The following is a 15,888-nucleotide window of genomic DNA, read 5'->3' as shown; positions in this document are numbered from 1 at the left end:
TTGGAGAGCCTTATGAAATTGCTGGTGGTGGAAGATGAGGCGCTGCTGCGCCATCACCTGTTTACCCGCCTGACCGACAGCGGGCATGTGGTCGAAGCCGTGGCCAATGCCGAAGAGGCGCTGTACCAGACCGGCCAGTTCAACCACGACCTGGCGATCATCGACCTGGGCCTGCCCGGCATGGGCGGCCTTGACCTGATCCGCCAGCTGCGCACCCAGGCCAAGACTTTCCCGATCCTGATCCTCACGGCGCGGGGCAACTGGCAGGACAAGGTCGAGGGCCTGGCCGCCGGCGCCGACGATTACGTGGTCAAGCCGTTCCAGTTCGAAGAGCTGGAGGCGCGGATGAACGCCTTGCTGCGCCGCTCCAGTGGTTTTACTCAATCAACCATTGTCGCCGGGCCCTTGTTGCTGGACCTCAACCGCAAGCAGGCTTCTCTGGACGAACAGCCGCTGGCGTTGACGGCCTATGAATACCGCATCCTCGAATACCTGATGCGCCATCACCAGCAGGTGGTCCCCAAGGACCGCTTGATGGAACAGCTCTACCCCGATGACGACGAGCGCGATCCGAATGTCATCGAAGTCCTGGTCGGCCGCCTGCGCCGCAAGCTGGAAGGCCCGGCCGGGTTCAAGCCGATCGACACCGTGCGTGGCCTGGGCTACCTGTTCAATGAGCGCTGCCGTTGATTCGCTCGCTACGCGTGCGCTTGATGCTGGCGGCCGCCACCCTGGCCGTGCTGTTCATGCTGGGTTTGTTACCGGCCATGCAGGGAGCGTTCAGCCTGGCGTTGCAGGACTCCATCGAGCAGCGCCTGGCGTCGGACGTCACCACCCTGATTTCCGCCGCACGGGTGGAGAACAACCACCTGCAGATGCCTGCGCAGTTGCCGGACGAACGTTTCAACCTCACCGACAGCCGTCTGCTCGGTTACATCTACGACCGGGAAGGCCACCTGGTATGGCGCTCGCGGGCGACCAAGGAAGAGAACATCAATTACAAGCCGCGCTATGACGGGCGCGGCAATGAGTTTGCGCGGATCCGCGAGGCCGATGGCCAGGAATTCTTCGTGTATGACGTCGAGGTCAGGCTGCTGGGCGGCAAGAGCGCGGCGTTCAGTATCGTGGCCCTGCAACCGGTGCGCGAATACCAGCTGACCCTCGAAGGCCTGCGCGAAAACCTCTACCTGGGCTTCGGCGCAGCGTTGCTGGTATTGCTGACTTTGCTCTGGCTGGGCCTGACCTGGGGCTTGCAAGCCCTGCGCCGGCTGAGCCAGGAACTCGACCAGATCGAAGGCGGCACCCGCGAGAGCCTCTCCGAACAACACCCCCGCGAACTGCTGCGCCTCACCGGCTCCCTCAACCGCCTGCTGCACAGCGAGCGTGAACAGCGCGCGCGTTACCGCGACTCCCTCGACGACCTGGCCCACAGCCTGAAAACCCCGCTGGCGGTATTGCAAGGCGTGAGCGAAGACATGGCCCAGCGCCCGGAAGACCGCGACCAGGCTTGGGTGCTGCAGTCACAGATCGAGCGCATGAGCCAGCAGATCAGCTACCAGTTGCAACGCGCCAGCTTGCGCAAAAGCGGCCTGGTGCGCCACCAGGTGCGTCTGGCCCCGGTGCTGAAAAGCCTGTGCGACACGCTGGACAAGGTCTACCGCGACAAGCGCGTTACGGTGTCCTACGAGCTGCCGGAAGACTGCGACGTGCCCATCGAGAAGGGCGCCTTGCTCGAATTGCTCGGCAACCTGCTGGAGAACGCCTATCGCTTGTGCTTGAGCGAGGTGCGCATCAGCCTGGTGGAGAGCGAGGAGGGCAGCGAGTTGTGTATAGAAGATGATGGTCCGGGTGTGCCGCCGGACCAGCGTGCGCGGATCCTGCAACGCGGCGAACGGCTGGACCGCCAGCATCCGGGGCAGGGGATCGGGTTGGCGGTGGTCAAGGACATCATTGAAAGCTACGGCGCGCGGCTGACCTTGGTGGATTCGCCCTTGGGCGGGGCGGCGTTCAAGATTCATTTTCCGGCCTTGTGATCTCCATTGGCGGTGCAGGCCTCTTCGCGAGCAAGCCCGCTCCCACATTTGACCGGGTTCCCACACTTAAATTGTGAATACATTCCAAATGTGGGAGCGGGCTTGCTCGCGAAAGCGTCAGTAGAAGCGGCACACCTCCCCGATAGGCTCACAAGGCGGATATCCGCCAAATTGTAGGACGGGATCGGACAGTCCGGCGGAAAACCGCCACTTGAATCGGCGCTGGAGAGAGGGCATGAACGGTCCAAGCCCTAATGTCTAAAGGCCTCCAACCTTTTTCAGCAAAGTGGCACGGCGTTTGCGATAAGTACTACAGCGCAGGCCTGGTGCTACAGGTTTCGCAAACAACAAATCCCTCCAGTGCAGGAGGGTTCGCAATTCAAGTGTCGTGGGCAATGGCGGATATTTGCCACACGGGACGATTGAGGAACTTTGCAATGACGACTCGTCAGCCATTCTACAAATCCCTGTACTTCCAGGTGATCGTTGCAATCGTTATCGGTATTTTGCTCGGTCACTTCTACCCGCAGACCGGCGTGGCCCTCAAGCCATTGGGTGACGGGTTCATCAAACTGATCAAAATGGTCATCGCCCCGATCATCTTCTGCACCGTCGTCAGCGGCATCGCTGGCATGCAAAGCATGAAGTCGGTCGGCAAGACCGGCGGCTACGCGCTGCTGTACTTCGAGATCGTTTCCACCATTGCGCTGCTGATCGGCCTGATCGTGGTCAACGTCGTGCAACCGGGCGCCGGCATGCACATCGACGTAGCGACCCTGGACGCTTCCAAAGTGGCGGCCTACGTCACGGCCGGTAAAGACCAGAGCATCGTCGGCTTTATCCTCAACGTCATCCCGAACACCATCGTCGGCGCCTTCGCCAACGGCGACATCCTGCAAGTGCTGATGTTTTCGGTGATCTTCGGTTTCGCCCTGCATCGCCTGGGTGCCTACGGCAAGCCGGTGCTGGACTTCATCGATCGCTTCGCCCACGTGATGTTCAACATCATCAACATGATCATGAAGCTCGCGCCAATCGGTGCCCTGGGTGCCATGGCGTTCACCATCGGTGCCTACGGCGTAGGCTCGCTGGTGCAACTGGGCCAGTTGATGATCTGCTTCTACATCACTTGCCTGCTGTTCGTGCTGGTGGTGCTGGGCGGTATCTGCCGCGCCCACGGCTTCAGCGTGATCAAGCTGATCCGCTACATCCGTGAAGAGCTGCTGATCGTGCTGGGTACTTCGTCTTCCGAGTCGGCACTGCCACGCATGCTGATCAAGATGGAGCGTCTGGGCGCGAAGAAATCCGTGGTTGGCCTGGTGATCCCGACTGGCTACTCGTTCAACCTTGACGGTACGTCGATCTACCTGACCATGGCTGCCGTGTTCATCGCCCAGGCGACCGACACCCACATGGACATCACCCACCAGATTACCCTGCTGCTGGTGCTGCTGCTGTCCTCCAAAGGCGCTGCGGGTGTGACCGGCAGTGGTTTCATCGTACTGGCTGCGACCCTGTCGGCCGTCGGCCACTTGCCGGTTGCCGGCCTGGCGCTGATCCTGGGTATCGACCGCTTCATGTCCGAAGCCCGCGCACTGACCAACCTGGTAGGCAACGCCGTTGCCACTATCGTTGTGGCCAAGTGGGTCAAGGAACTGGACACCGACAAGCTGCAAAGCGAACTGGCGTCCGGCGGTACCGGTATTTCGGAAACCCGCGAAATCGATGACCTGGGCGTGGCCGAAGGCCCGGCACCTGCCGTCAAATAAGCGGCAGACGGCGTGAACTAACGCCGGCAGCAACGCACAAACGCCCCGACTGGTTCGGGGCGTTTGCGTTTCTGGCGCGTCACATCAGTGGCTTTTGTTTTACAGTGAGTGAATCGGTTCAAACGCTTGCGGGAGGTTGTGTGGACAGTGTGGATCTGAATGTCCTGCGTAGCGTGCTTGAATGGCGCCGCGCCGGACATCGCGTGGTGTTGTACAGCGTGGTGCAGACCTGGGGCAGCGCGCCGCGCCCACCGGGGGCAATGCTGGCGTTGCGGGGCGACGGGGTGGTGATTGGCTCGGTGTCGGGTGGTTGCATCGAAGATGACTTGATCGCGCGGCTGCAGGATGGCCGCTTGCCCGAAGACGGGCCGCCGGTGCAGTTGGTGACCTACGGCGTCACCCGTGATGAAGCTGCGCGTTTTGGCCTGCCGTGTGGCGGTACGCTGCGCCTGACCGAAGAGCGCGTGGATGAATGGGCGTGGGTCACGGAGTTGCTGGCGCGTTGTGAAGATCATCAGATCGTCGCGCGTGAGCTGGACCTGGCCAGCGGCCAAGTCACCTTGAGCAGCGCGAGCAAGACCGATGCGGTGACCTTTGATGGCGCGCGGTTGCGCGCGATCTACGGCCCACGCTGGCGCCTGCTGCTGATCGGCGCCGGGCAGTTGTCGCGCTACGTGGCCGAAATGGCGCGCTTGCTGGATTTCGAAGTGCTGATCTGCGACCCACGCGAAGAGTTTGTGTACGGCTGGGAGGAACAGCACGGCCGTTTTGTGCCGGGCATGCCCGATGAAGCCGTGCTGAACATCCAGACCGATGAGCGCACGGCCATTGTCTGCCTCACCCATGATCCGCGCCTGGACGATATGGCACTGCTGACGGCGCTGAATTCCAGCGCTTTCTACATCGGCGCCCTCGGTTCCAGGGTCAACAGCCAGAAACGCCGGGAAAACCTGGCGGAACTGGGGCTGTCGGCGCAGGCGATTGCGCGTCTGCACGGGCCGATCGGTTTGCATATCGGCAGCCACACCCCGTCGGAAATCGCACTGTCGCTGATGGCGGAAATTGTCGCGATCAAGAACGGCGTGGCGCCGATGCAGAAGAAACCGTTGCCGGTGGTGGCCGAGTGACGGTGACGGCGATTGTGCTGGCGGCGGGGCAGGGCAGTCGTTTCCGCGCCGCAGCGGGGGCAGATCGGGATAAATTGTTGGCTGATTGTGCCGGCCTGGATGGCATGATTCGGCCGGTGATCGAGCAGGTGCTGGTGAACCTGCCGGTGCGCATCGCAAGGCGTTGGGTGGTGACATCACCGGAGCGAACGGAAGTCATTCGATTGGCCAAGGCGTATGGCTGCGAAGTGCTGCTGCTGCGCTCGGCCGGTTTGGGCGAGAGTATTGCGGCAGCGGTGGCCGCCAGCGGCTCTGCGGACGGTTGGCTGGTCGTGCTGGGGGATATGCCGTTTATTCAGCCATCGAGCATTGAGCGGGTGATCGATGGGCTGGAGGACGGTGGCATCAGCGTACCGGTGCAGGAGGGTCGGTATGGTCATCCTGTGGCGTTTGGTCGTGCGTTTGGGTCGGGCTTGATGGGGTTGACCGGGGATCGTGGGGCCAGGCCTCTGTTTGCCAAGGCTGCGGTGACGCAGGTGCAGGTGAACGACCCCGGCGTGCTTTGGGATGTCGATTTGCCCCGTTCCTTGAATTTCGCCCCTGTCTAAGTGTGGGAGCTGGCTTGCCTGCGATAGCGGTATGCCAGCCATAACAGTTGGGGCTGATCCACCGCCATCGCAGGCAAGCCAGCTCCCACAGTTGAATGCATTTCAGGCTGGAAGGTCAGTGTGTCTGGCCTAATAAAAAGCCCCGCCTGATCACTCAGGCGGGGCTTTTTTACAGCGGTTGGAGTCAGACGAGCGGTTTGGTCTCGTGCTCTGCTTCCCGTGCCGCCGCTGCAGCAGCAGCTGCCTCAGCTTCCTTGCGACGACGACGCACTTCACGTGGGTCGTTCGGCGCACGGCCGTTTTCGGTCAGGGCGCTGGCCGGTGCGGCCTCAACCACTGGCGCAACCACTTCGGCTTCCACCGGCGCTTCGACAACGGGCGCAGGTTCTACGAACGGAGCGGGCTCAACCACCGGGGCAGGCTCGACAACTTCGACCTCGGCAACCGGTGCCGGCGCTTCCTCTACCACGGGGGCAGGGGCGGGCGCTTCAACCGCAGCGGCAGGTTCGGCAGTCCATTGGAAGGCGGTCTGTTCTTCGCGCTTCTCTTCAAAAGCGTGACGCACTTCTGGAACGGCTTCGACTACCGGTGCTTCAACCACTGGCTCAGGCTCAGCCACGGTGGCGGGCTCTGCAGCGGCCACTTCAACTTCCGGCTGGGCGTGCGGCGTCTGTACAACTTCCACTTCCGGAACGACGGGCGCTTCGATCGGGGTCGTTGCTTCGACAACCGGTGCTTCTACCACTGGCGCTTCAGCGACAGGCGCTTCAACAGCCGGCGTTTCAGCCACTGGGGTGTCGGCAGCAGGTGTTTGCACAACAGCGGTTTCTTCAACAGCGGCGGTAGCGCGTTCAGCCTGCTCGTGAGCCTGGGCTTCAGCCGGTGCGCTGATGACCGTGCTGGCAACGGCAGGCGTAACGGCCAGGCCGGCAGCCAGTTCGGCGCCAGTCGGTTCGTTGTTGGCCGCTTCTGCGTGTTCGCCGGCTTCTTCTGAGCCTTCGATCACGTTGCCATTGGCATCACGCTGGCGCTCACGACGGTTGCTGCGACGACGCTGGCCACGGGAGCGGCGGCGTGGACGATCGCCTTCGGCGTTGTCCTGACCGTCTTCCTGCAGTTGCTCTTCGCCAGTCAACAGCTCTTCTTCTTCGCTGGCCGCGGTGGTTTGTTCGGCACGTGGTTGACGCTCTTCACGCGGAGCGCGAGGTTGACGTTCTTCACGTGGCGCACGTTCTTCACGCGGCTGGCGAGCAGGGCGTTCTTCGGCAGCGACGGCGGCACCGGCAACGGCTGGGGCGGCGTCCAGCGGCTCGCGCAGTTCACGCACGCGCTCTTCACGCTCGCCACGTGGCTTGCGGTCTTCACGCGGAGCACGCGGGGTACGGGGTGCGCGCTCTTCGCGCGGTGCACGTTCTTCACGGGCTACGGCTGGCGTTTCTTCACGGGCTTCGCGAGGTGCACGTTCTTCACGTGGGGCGCGCTCTTCACGCGGCGCACGTTCTTCGCGCGGCTTGCGCTCTTCGTCACGACGGCCGTTGCGGTTGCGGCTCTGCTGGCGACCGTTGCGACGTTCTTCGTTGCGTGCCGGGCGCTCGGAGGCAGGCTTTTCAACCACGACCGGAGCAGCAGGCTCTTCCTTGGTGGCGAACAGGCTGACCAGGGACTTCACCAGGCCTTTGAACAGGCTTGGCTCAGGCATCGCGGCCGGAGCGGCGACCGGAACGGCGGCTTCAACCGGCATCGGCGCGTTGGCACGCGCCGGCGCGGTCTTCACGGCAGCTTCCTGGCGGACCAGGGTGCGGGTCGCGGCGGCTGGCTGCACTTCTTCCACTTCGGCGGCGGCCGCGGCGATTTCGTAGCTGGACTGGCCGCTGTGGGCTTCAGGGCTGTCATCGCGCAGGCGCTGCACTTCGAAGTGCGGCGTTTCGAGGTGATCGTTCGGCAGGATGACGATACGGGCACGGGTGCGCAGTTCGATCTTGGTGATCGAGTTGCGTTTTTCGTTGAGCAGGAACGCGGCAACCGGGATCGGCACTTGCGCGCGGACTTCGGCGGTACGGTCTTTCAGGGCTTCTTCTTCGATCAGACGCAGGATCGCGAGCGACAGCGATTCAACGTCACGGATGATGCCGGTGCCATTGCAACGCGGGCAGACGATGCCGCTGCTCTCGCCCAGGGAAGGACGCAGGCGCTGGCGGGACATTTCCAGCAGGCCGAAGCGCGAGATACGGCCGACTTGCACGCGGGCACGGTCGGCTTCCAGGCATTCGCGGACTTTCTCTTCCACGGCGCGCTGGTTCTTGGCGGGAGTCATGTCGATGAAGTCGATCACGATCAGGCCGCCGATGTCACGCAGGCGCAGCTGGCGGGCGATTTCTTCAGCCGCTTCCAGGTTGGTCTGCAGGGCGGTTTCTTCGATGTCGCTGCCTTTGGTCGCACGCGCCGAGTTGATGTCGATGGACACCAGGGCTTCGGTCGGGTCGATCACAATGGAGCCACCGGAAGGCAGTTCGACCACGCGCTGGAAAGCGGTCTCGATCTGGCTTTCGATCTGGAAACGGTTGAACAGCGGAACGCTGTCTTCGTAGAGCTTGATCTTGCTGGCGTACTGCGGCATCACCTGGCGGATGAAGGTCAGGGCTTCGTCCTGGGCCTCAACGCTGTCGATCAGCACTTCGCCGATGTCCTGGCGCAGGTAATCGCGGATGGCGCGGATGATGACGTTGCTTTCCTGGTAGATCAGGAACGGCGCGGAACGATCCAGGGACGCTTCCTTGATGGCGGTCCACAGTTGCAGCAGGTAGTCGAGGTCCCATTGCATCTCTTCGCTGCTGCGGCCAAGGCCGGCAGTGCGAACGATCAGGCCCATGTCGGCAGGGGCGACCAGGCCGTTCAGCGCTTCACGCAGTTCGTTGCGCTCTTCGCCTTCGATGCGACGGGAAATACCGCCGGCACGTGGGTTGTTCGGCATCAGGACCAGGTAGCGGCCGGCGAGGCTGATGAAGGTGGTCAGGGCCGCGCCCTTGTTGCCACGTTCTTCTTTTTCGACCTGGACGATGACTTCCTGGCCTTCGCTCAGGACGTCCTTGATGTTCACGCGGCCTTCAGGGGCTTTCTTGAAGTACTCGCGGGAGATTTCCTTGAGGGGCAGGAAGCCGTGGCGCTCGGAGCCGAAATCGACAAAGGCAGCCTCAAGGCTTGGTTCGATGCGAGTAATCCGGCCTTTATAGATGTTGGCCTTCTTTTGCTCGCGTGCACCTGATTCGATGTCCAGGTCGTAGAGGCGTTGGCCATCTACCAGTGCAACACGCAACTCTTCGGGTTGGGTTGCGTTAATCAGCATTCTTTTCATGTTGTACCGTCGGTTTCCGGGCTGCCGGAAACGGCGTTCGGCACACACGACTTCTCACGGTCGGTGTCAGGTGCGTCAAGAGTGGTTGGCCACTCCAGTGTCCAGCAATAACAGGCCAATTGGGCCGGTATCGCGACGGACGCGTCCTGCTTGTTAGCGGTGGTGACAAAGGCACCACTTCAACAAAAGCTAAGGTCAGGAGGAGGAATCAACCGGCGACTGTGGACGAGATGAAGCGTCTAAATATAAGCCTAGTGCTACACGGTCCGACGGTTGTGCATCTCCACCCTACACGTATCCCTGATAATTCGGGTGCTGCCGCGCGCAGAATCCGCAGCGGGTTGGCATTTACCGTGTTCTCCAATGGGGAGTCCACGCTCATGGCTAAACAAGACTAGGTGTGGGCGATTGCGCTCTCACTCAGCTCTTAACAGGCGTTGTTTCCGAAGCATTCGCCATGGTCTGGTCCAGGACTGACTGCACTTTGTGAACTGGCCGTAAATATCGGCGCAACACGCGAGTATTCACCCTGCGTGTCGCACTCGCTTCAGGCCTCATGTCACCTGCGCTCGTTACAATCCTGAGCCTTCCAAGGTGGCTAACACCCCGTAGGACGGCCTCGCGTCCTGATGAATTGCGATGGTCAGGGCCGGCAGTTTGCCGCAAGTCCTCTGTCCAGGCCGCTTTTGGCGGCGTTCGCGACTATAGCAGCAATGATTAAGTGCTTCAATTCCATAAAAAATTGTTATCATCGCCGCCATGACCACTACCGCCCCCCAGACCCCCAGCGTCCAGCTGCTCGAGGTCTCGCCGGAATATGCCGGCCAACGCATCGACAATTTTCTCCTGGCCAGGCTCAAAGGCGTGCCCAAGACCTTGATCTACCGCATCTTGCGTAAAGGTGAAGTGCGGGTGAACAAGGGCCGGATCAAGCCTGAGTACAAGCTGCAGGCGGGCGATATCGTCCGTGTGCCGCCGGTTCGCGTGCCTGAGCGCGACGAGCCCGTGCCCTTGGCCCAGGGCCTGCTGCAGCGCCTGGAAGCGTCGATCGTGTTCGAAGATAACAAACTCATCGTGATCAACAAGCCCTGCGGCATTGCCGTCCACGGCGGCAGCGGCCTGACGTTCGGCGTGATCGAAGCGTTTCGGCAGTTGCGCCCCGATGCCAAGGAGCTGGAGCTGGTCCATCGCCTGGATCGCGACACGTCCGGCCTGCTGATGATCGCCAAGAAACGCAGCATGCTGCGCCACCTGCACACCGCCCTGCGCGGCGATGGTGTGGACAAGCGCTACATGGCGCTGGTGCGCGGCAACTGGGCCAGCTCGATCAAAAGCGTCCGCGCGCCGTTGCAGAAGAGCAACCTGCGTTCCGGCGAGCGCATGGTCGAAGTGGACGAGGAGGGCAAGGAAGCGCTGACCTTGTTCAAGGTGCTGCGTCGTTTCGGTGACTTCGCCACGATGGTGGAGGCCAAGCCGGTCACCGGGCGTACCCACCAGATTCGCGTGCATACCCTGCATGCGGGCCACAGCATTGCGGGCGATACCAAATACGGCGACGAGGATTTCTCCAAAGAGATCCGCGACCTGGGCGGCAAGCGCCTGTTCCTGCACGCCTACATGCTCACCGTGCCGCTGCCTGATGGCGGCGAACTGAAGCTGCAGGCACCGGTCGATGATATGTGGGCCAAGACCGTGGAGCGCTTGAGTGTCGCACCTTGATTACAAGCTGCTGATTTTCGACTGGGACGGCACCCTGGCCAATTCCATTGGGCGCATTGTCGAATCGATGCACGTGGCCTCGACCCGCTCGGGTTTCGACCTGTGCAGCGACTTTGCGGTCAAGGGCATCATCGGCCTTGGCCTGCCTGAGGCGATTCGTAGCTTGTATCCCGAGATCAGCGACGCCGAGCTTGTCGCGTTCCGTGAGCACTACGCCGCTCACTACATTGCCCTGGAAGCCGAGCCCTCGCCGCTGTTCGAGGGCGTGGTGCAGTCCCTGGATGCGTTCCGTGCCGAGGGCTATCACCTGGCGATCGCCACCGGCAAGGCCCGCCGCGGGCTGGATCGGGTGCTCAAGGCTCACGGCTGGGACGATTATTTCGACATCACCCGTGCCGCCGATGAAACTGCCAGCAAGCCTCACCCTCTGATGCTGGAGCAGATCGTGGCGCATTGCGGTGTATCGCCGCGTCAGGCCTTGATGGTGGGGGATGCCTCCTTCGACCTGATGATGGCGCGCAACGCGGGCATGGACAGCGTGGCCGTCAGCTATGGCGCCCAGTCTGCCGAGGCCTTGCAGCGCTATGAACCGAGGCTGACGATTGATCATTTTTCCGAATTGCAGGCCTGGCTCAGCCGGGCCCAATAAGTCTTTGCTGGGGTTGATGGCATGAGTGACGAGTGGAAAGCGCCCGAAAAGGCTGAAAGCGGCGATGACAAGAGCTGGAAGCTGCTGGAGAAAACCCTCCTGGCCAGTGTCCAGGAGCAGCGTCGTGCGCGGCGCTGGGGGATCTTCTTCAAGCTGCTGACGTTTACCTGGCTCATCACCCTGCTGGTGCTGTTCAGCCCGCTGATGGACATGGAAAAAAGCGCGACCCGCGGCGCCGGTTACACTGCGCTGATCGAAGTGCGCGGCGTGATCGCCGACAAAGAACCCGCCAGCGCTGACAATATCGTCGGCAGCCTGCGTGCCGCGTTCGAAGACCCCAAGGTCAAAGGCGTGATCCTGCGTATCAACAGTCCGGGCGGCAGTCCGGTGCAGTCGGGCTATGTGTATGACGAAATTCGCCGCCTGCGCGGCCTGCACCCGGATATCAAGCTGTACGCGGTGATTTCCGATCTGGGCGCCTCGGGTGCCTATTACATCGCCAGCGCCGCCGACCAGATCTACGCCGATAAGGCCAGCCTGGTCGGTTCCATCGGCGTGACGGCGGCCGGTTACGGTTTTGTCGGCACCCTGGAGAAACTGGGCGTGGAGCGGCGCATCTACACCTCGGGCGAGCACAAGGCGTTCCTTGACCCGTTCCAGCCGCAGAAAGCCGATGAAACCCAGTTCTGGCAAGGCGTGCTCGACACCACCCATCGTCAGTTCATTGCCAGCGTGAAACAGGGGCGCGGTGATCGGTTGAAGGATAAAGACCATCCGGAACTGTTTTCCGGGCTGGTCTGGACCGGCGAGCAGGCGTTGCCGCTGGGCTTGATCGACGGCCTGGGCAGTGCCAGTTCGGTGGCGCGGGATGTGGTGGGCGAGAAGGAGTTGGTGGACTTTACGGTTGAGGAATCGCCGTTTGATCGCTTCTCCAAGAAGCTCGGCGCCAGCGTGGCCGAGAAGCTGGCGTTGTACATGGGCTTCCAGGGCCCGACCTTGCGCTGATCTAAGAAACGCATCGTTCCAACAGTGGGAGCGGGCTTGCCCGCGATAGCGGTGGATCAGTCGACATGGAGAGTGACTGGTCTACCGCTATCGCAGGCAAGCCAGCTCCCACATTAGTTTTGTTGTGGGCTTAAGGGATGTGTACGCCTTCAGCCAGCAGCATATCCACCAGTCGAATCAGGGGCAGCCCAATCAGGCTGGTCGCATCCGGCCCTTCAGTACCCTGGAACAGGCTCACGCCCAACCCTTCGGCCTTGAAACTGCCCGCGCAGTCATACGGCTGCTCGATCCGCAGGTAACGTTCGATGCGTTCCACATCCAGTTCGCGCATGTGCACGATAAAAGGAACGCAGTCGACCTGGCAGTGCCCCGTCTCGCTGTTCAGCAGCGCCAACCCGGTGAGGAAGCTCACGCGCTTGCCACTCGCGGCCAGCAGTTGTTCACGGGCGTTCTCGAAGGTGTGGGGCTTGCCGATAATGCGGCCTTCCAGCGCGGCGACCTGATCCGAACCGATGATCAGGTGCCCAGGATGACTGGCAGCCAATGCCCGCGCCTTCTGTTCGGCCAGGCGCTTGACCAGCTCCACGGCGGATTCATGTTCGCGATGGCTTTCGTCGATATCCGGCGAGCTGCAGATGAACGGCAAGTGCAGGCGGCTGAGCAATTCCCGGCGATAAACCGAGCTGGATGCGAGTAATAAAGGCAGCATGGGCGTCTCCTCTGGGCGGCCACGGATTCTAGCGGGGCGACCGGCTGACGCACAGGGCTGAATTTCCTTTGACATGGCCGGGTGCATCCCTATAATGCTGCGCCTATGTTGAATGACCCGATTCCACCTCACGTTGACCCGCGCAAATTGGCTGACCGTGGCACTTCCCTTCAAGGTGAATTGCCGCTGGCCGATTTGGAGAGACTCTGCGACTCGCTTTCCGACACTGTCGGTGCGGTCCAGGCCAAATTCGTTTTTGAACGAGATGAACGTAAATCTGTGGTGATCCACAGCCTTATCGACACCGAAGTCAAAATGGTTTGCCAGCGTTGTCTTGAGCTGGTCACCCTGCCGATCCACAGCGAGTGCAGTTATGCCGTGGTGAAGGAGGGTGCGAATACCCAGTCGTTGCCGAAAGGTTATGACGTGCTGGAACTGGGCGAAGATCCTTTGGATCTGCATGCACTGATCGAGGAGGAGCTTCTGCTCGCCTTGCCCATTGTGCCTGCTCATCATCCGGAAGAATGCCAGCAGCCGGCGGGCCTCGATGACGAGCCCGAACCGAGCGAGGACGAGGTAACGCGGTCCAACCCGTTCAGTGTATTGGCGCAGTTAAAGCGTGACCCAAACGTTTAGGAGTTAATCAATTATGGCTGTTCAGCAGAACAAAAAATCCCGCTCCGCCCGTGACATGCGCCGTTCGCACGACGCTCTCGAGGCTAGCACCCTGTCCGTGGAAAAGACCACCGGTGAAGTTCACCTGCGTCACCACGTATCGCCAGAAGGCGTATACCGTGGCCGTAAAGTGATCGACAAGGGCGCTGACGAGTAATCACTTGTCTGCTCTAGTCATCGCGATAGACGCAATGGGCGGGGACTTCGGTCCCCGCAGCATTGTTCAGGCCTGCATTGCCAGCCTGGCTGCAACACCCTCGCTGCACCTGACCCTTGTCGGTCAACCCTCCTTACTTGAAGCATTGATTGCCAGCCATCCGGCGGTGGATCGCGCGCGCCTGACGATTACGCCGGCCAGCGAAACCATCACCATGGATGAAAAGCCGGCGACCGCCCTGCGTGGCAAGCCTGATTCTTCGATGCGGGTGGCCCTGGAGCTGTTGCGCGACGGCAAGGCGCAGGCCTGTGTCAGCGCCGGCAATACCGGGGCCTTGATGGCATTGTCGCGGTTTGTGCTCAAGACCTTGCCCGGCATTGACCGGCCGGCGATGGTGGCGGCGATTCCGACGCAGAGCGGCTATTGCCAGTTGCTGGACCTCGGGGCGAACGTCGATTGCAGTGCCGAGCACCTGTATCAGTTCGCCGTGATGGGCTCGGTGGCCGCCGAAGCACTGGGCGTGGCCCGCCCCAGGGTGGCCTTGCTGAACATCGGCACCGAAGACATCAAGGGTAATCAGCAGGTCAAGCTTGCCGCTGCGTTGTTACAGGGCGCGCGGGGCTTGAACTACATCGGTTTTGTCGAAGGTGACGGTTTGTACCGGGGCGAAGCCGATGTGGTGGTGTGCGATGGGTTTGTCGGCAATATCCTGCTCAAGTCCAGCGAAGGCCTGGCGACCATGATTGCCACGCGTATCGAAGCCTTGTTCAAGCAGAACCTGGCGTCGCGCCTGGTCGGCGCCCTGGCGCTGCCGTTGATGCGCCGCCTGCAGGCCGACCTGGCGCCGGCGCGGCACAATGGCGCGAGTTTCCTGGGGTTGCAGGGCATCGTCGTAAAAAGCCATGGCTCGGCAGGCGTCGAGGGCTTTCAAAGCGCGATTGCACGGGCCGTGATCGAGATCCAGGAAAACCTGCCGCAACGCTTGCGCGGCCGTCTCGAGGACCTGTTGCCTTAGGCGAATCGGCCCGGGAGTGCTTAAATGTGACCGGCCAGTTCAATTGACCATCCAATCTGTCAGTTTCGTGCGCGCCCACCGTAGGCGTGCGCATTTTTGACGACCAGATCATTAGGGGCTTGTTACATGTCTACATCCCTCGCATTCGTCTTTCCAGGGCAGGGTTCGCAGTCCCTCGGCATGTTGGCCGAGCTGGGCGCGCAATATCCGCTGATCCTGGATACCTTCAAGGAAGCTTCCGACGCTTTGGGTTACGACCTGTGGGCGCTGACCCAGAACGGGCCGGAAGAGCAGCTCAATCAAACCGATAAAACCCAGCCGGCCATCCTGACCGCCTCGATCGCCCTGTGGCGCTTGTGGCTGGCCGAAGGCGGCGCGCGCCCGGCATTCGTGGCCGGTCACAGCCTGGGCGAGTACAGCGCCCTGGTGGCGGCGGGCAGCCTGACCCTCGGCGAGGCGGTCAAGCTGGTCGAGCGTCGTGGCCAATTGATGCAGGAAGCCGTTCCGGCCGGGCAGGGCGGCATGGCCGCGATCCTGGGCCTGGACGACGCGGTGGTCATCCAAGCCTGTGCCGAGGCCGCGCAGGGCGAAGTGGTCAGCGCGGTGAATTTCAATTCCCCTGGCCAAGTGGTCATCGCGGGTGCCAAGGCGGCGGTCGAGCGCGCCATCGAAGGTTGCAAGGCGCGTGGCGCCAAGCGTGCGCTGCCGTTGCCGGTAAGCGTGCCATCGCACTGCGAGCTGATGCGCCCGGCGGCCGAGCGTTTTGCCGAGTCCATCGCCGCCATCAACTGGCAGTCGCCGCAGATCCCGCTGGTGCAGAACGTCAGCGCCGCCGTGGCTGCCGACCTCGACACCCTCAAGCGCGACCTGCTGGAGCAGCTCTACAAGCCGGTACGCTGGGTTGAATCGGTGCAGACCCTGGCCGCCAATGGCGCCACCGATCTGGTCGAGTGCGGCCCAGGCAAAGTCCTGGCCGGCCTGAACAAGCGCTGCGCCGACGGCGTGTCGACGGCCAACCTCAATACACCTGACGCCTTTGCTGCCGCTCGTGCAGCCTTGGCCTGAGCCTTTATTTCCGAACTTAGGAGAAG

General features: G+C 61.9%; 14 protein-coding genes. 12 read left to right on the top strand and 2 right to left on the bottom strand.

Annotated features, from left to right (window positions below; genetic code table 11):
• The first annotated feature begins 12 nt into the window (after positions 1 to 12).
• The 5 genes from KVG91_RS06120 (at position 13) to KVG91_RS06100 (ending at position 5,516) form a co-directional block, all read left to right on the top strand.
• Positions 13 to 690, top strand: coding sequence for a response regulator (locus tag KVG91_RS06120; protein ID WP_169374733.1), 678 nt, complete (start codon positions 13 to 15; stop codon positions 688 to 690).
• Positions 687 to 2,033, top strand: a complete 1,347-nt coding sequence (locus KVG91_RS06115; protein WP_169374732.1) for an ATP-binding protein — start codon at positions 687 to 689, stop codon at positions 2,031 to 2,033. The genes KVG91_RS06120 and KVG91_RS06115 overlap by 4 nt, the downstream gene beginning before the upstream one ends.
• Before the next feature lie 437 nt (positions 2,034 to 2,470).
• On the top strand, positions 2,471 to 3,802 hold the full coding sequence (locus KVG91_RS06110) for a dicarboxylate/amino acid:cation symporter (RefSeq protein WP_169374731.1): 1,332 nt from the start codon (positions 2,471 to 2,473) through the stop codon (positions 3,800 to 3,802).
• Positions 3,803 to 3,942: 140 nt separating this feature from the next.
• Positions 3,943 to 4,929 carry an XdhC family protein gene (locus tag KVG91_RS06105; protein ID WP_169374730.1) on the top strand — a complete coding sequence of 329 codons (987 nt, stop codon included), beginning with the start codon at positions 3,943 to 3,945 and terminating at the stop codon, positions 4,927 to 4,929.
• A complete protein-coding gene (locus KVG91_RS06100) occupies positions 4,926 to 5,516 on the top strand; it encodes a nucleotidyltransferase family protein (RefSeq protein ID WP_169374729.1) in 591 nt (196 codons plus the stop codon). The genes KVG91_RS06105 and KVG91_RS06100 overlap by 4 nt, the downstream gene beginning before the upstream one ends.
• Positions 5,517 to 5,700: 184 nt before the next feature.
• Here the strand turns inward: KVG91_RS06100 and rne are convergent, their stop codons facing one another.
• Positions 5,701 to 8,859, bottom strand: coding sequence for a ribonuclease E (rne, locus tag KVG91_RS06095; RefSeq protein WP_178114987.1), 3,159 nt, complete (start codon positions 8,857 to 8,859; stop codon positions 5,701 to 5,703).
• A 768-nt stretch (positions 8,860 to 9,627) separates the two neighbouring features.
• Here rne and rluC point away from each other — a divergent pair.
• From rluC to KVG91_RS06080, 3 genes are read left to right on the top strand one after another with little or no spacing between them, the layout of a single operon-like run.
• Positions 9,628 to 10,587, top strand: a complete 960-nt coding sequence (gene rluC / locus KVG91_RS06090; protein WP_169374727.1) for a 23S rRNA pseudouridine(955/2504/2580) synthase RluC — start codon at positions 9,628 to 9,630, stop codon at positions 10,585 to 10,587.
• The gene (locus KVG91_RS06085) at positions 10,574 to 11,236 is read left to right on the top strand and encodes an HAD-IA family hydrolase (RefSeq protein ID WP_169374726.1); all 663 of its coding nucleotides are present in this window, start codon (positions 10,574 to 10,576) and stop codon (positions 11,234 to 11,236) included. The genes rluC and KVG91_RS06085 overlap by 14 nt, the downstream gene beginning before the upstream one ends.
• Positions 11,237 to 11,257: 21 nt before the next feature.
• On the top strand, positions 11,258 to 12,241 hold the full coding sequence (locus KVG91_RS06080) for a S49 family peptidase (RefSeq protein WP_169374725.1): 984 nt from the start codon (positions 11,258 to 11,260) through the stop codon (positions 12,239 to 12,241).
• A gap of 130 nt (positions 12,242 to 12,371) precedes the next feature.
• Here the strand turns inward: KVG91_RS06080 and KVG91_RS06075 are convergent, their stop codons facing one another.
• The gene (locus tag KVG91_RS06075) at positions 12,372 to 12,950 is read right to left on the bottom strand and encodes a Maf family protein (protein ID WP_169374724.1); all 579 of its coding nucleotides are present in this window, start codon (positions 12,948 to 12,950) and stop codon (positions 12,372 to 12,374) included.
• Between the two features lie 105 nt (positions 12,951 to 13,055).
• Between KVG91_RS06075 and KVG91_RS06070 the strand changes: the two genes are divergently transcribed.
• The 4 genes from KVG91_RS06070 (at position 13,056) to fabD (ending at position 15,862) form a co-directional block, all read left to right on the top strand.
• Positions 13,056 to 13,586, top strand: a complete 531-nt coding sequence (locus KVG91_RS06070; protein WP_057721115.1) for a YceD family protein — start codon at positions 13,056 to 13,058, stop codon at positions 13,584 to 13,586.
• 13 nt (positions 13,587 to 13,599) lie between these two features.
• The gene (rpmF, locus tag KVG91_RS06065) at positions 13,600 to 13,782 is read left to right on the top strand and encodes a 50S ribosomal protein L32 (RefSeq protein ID WP_003179396.1); all 183 of its coding nucleotides are present in this window, start codon (positions 13,600 to 13,602) and stop codon (positions 13,780 to 13,782) included.
• Positions 13,783 to 13,786: 4 nt separating this feature from the next.
• Positions 13,787 to 14,797 (top strand): phosphate acyltransferase PlsX, encoded by a 1,011-nt coding sequence (gene plsX / locus KVG91_RS06060; RefSeq protein WP_169374723.1) that lies wholly within the window; start codon positions 13,787 to 13,789, stop codon positions 14,795 to 14,797.
• A gap of 126 nt (positions 14,798 to 14,923) precedes the next feature.
• Positions 14,924 to 15,862, top strand: coding sequence for an ACP S-malonyltransferase (fabD, locus tag KVG91_RS06055; RefSeq protein WP_169374722.1), 939 nt, complete (start codon positions 14,924 to 14,926; stop codon positions 15,860 to 15,862).
• The last annotated feature ends 26 nt before the right edge of the window (positions 15,863 to 15,888 follow it).

This window comes from Pseudomonas azadiae, assembly GCF_019145355.1.
In the GTDB taxonomy this organism is placed as follows: Bacteria; Pseudomonadota; Gammaproteobacteria; order Pseudomonadales; family Pseudomonadaceae; genus Aquipseudomonas; species Aquipseudomonas azadiae.
This window is presented reverse-complemented; position numbering and strand designations above follow the sequence as displayed.

What these genes read in the sequence shown, in the direction of transcription:
- rpmF (WP_003179396.1), top strand. Translation starts at nt 13,600, where the DNA reads ATGGCTGTTCAGCAGAACAAAAAATCCCGCTCCGCCCGTGACATGCGC.
- rne (WP_178114987.1), bottom strand. Translation starts at nt 8,859, where the DNA reads ATGCTGATTAACGCAACCCAACCCGAAGAGTTGCGTGTTGCACTGGTA.
- KVG91_RS06070 (WP_057721115.1), top strand. Translation starts at nt 13,056, where the DNA reads ATGTTGAATGACCCGATTCCACCTCACGTTGACCCGCGCAAATTGGCT.
- KVG91_RS06080 (WP_169374725.1), top strand. Translation starts at nt 11,258, where the DNA reads ATGAGTGACGAGTGGAAAGCGCCCGAAAAGGCTGAAAGCGGCGATGAC.
- KVG91_RS06120 (WP_169374733.1), top strand. Translation starts at nt 13, where the DNA reads ATGAAATTGCTGGTGGTGGAAGATGAGGCGCTGCTGCGCCATCACCTG.
- rluC (WP_169374727.1), top strand. Translation starts at nt 9,628, where the DNA reads ATGACCACTACCGCCCCCCAGACCCCCAGCGTCCAGCTGCTCGAGGTC.
- fabD (WP_169374722.1), top strand. Translation starts at nt 14,924, where the DNA reads ATGTCTACATCCCTCGCATTCGTCTTTCCAGGGCAGGGTTCGCAGTCC.
- KVG91_RS06075 (WP_169374724.1), bottom strand. Translation starts at nt 12,950, where the DNA reads ATGCTGCCTTTATTACTCGCATCCAGCTCGGTTTATCGCCGGGAATTG.
- KVG91_RS06110 (WP_169374731.1), top strand. Translation starts at nt 2,471, where the DNA reads ATGACGACTCGTCAGCCATTCTACAAATCCCTGTACTTCCAGGTGATC.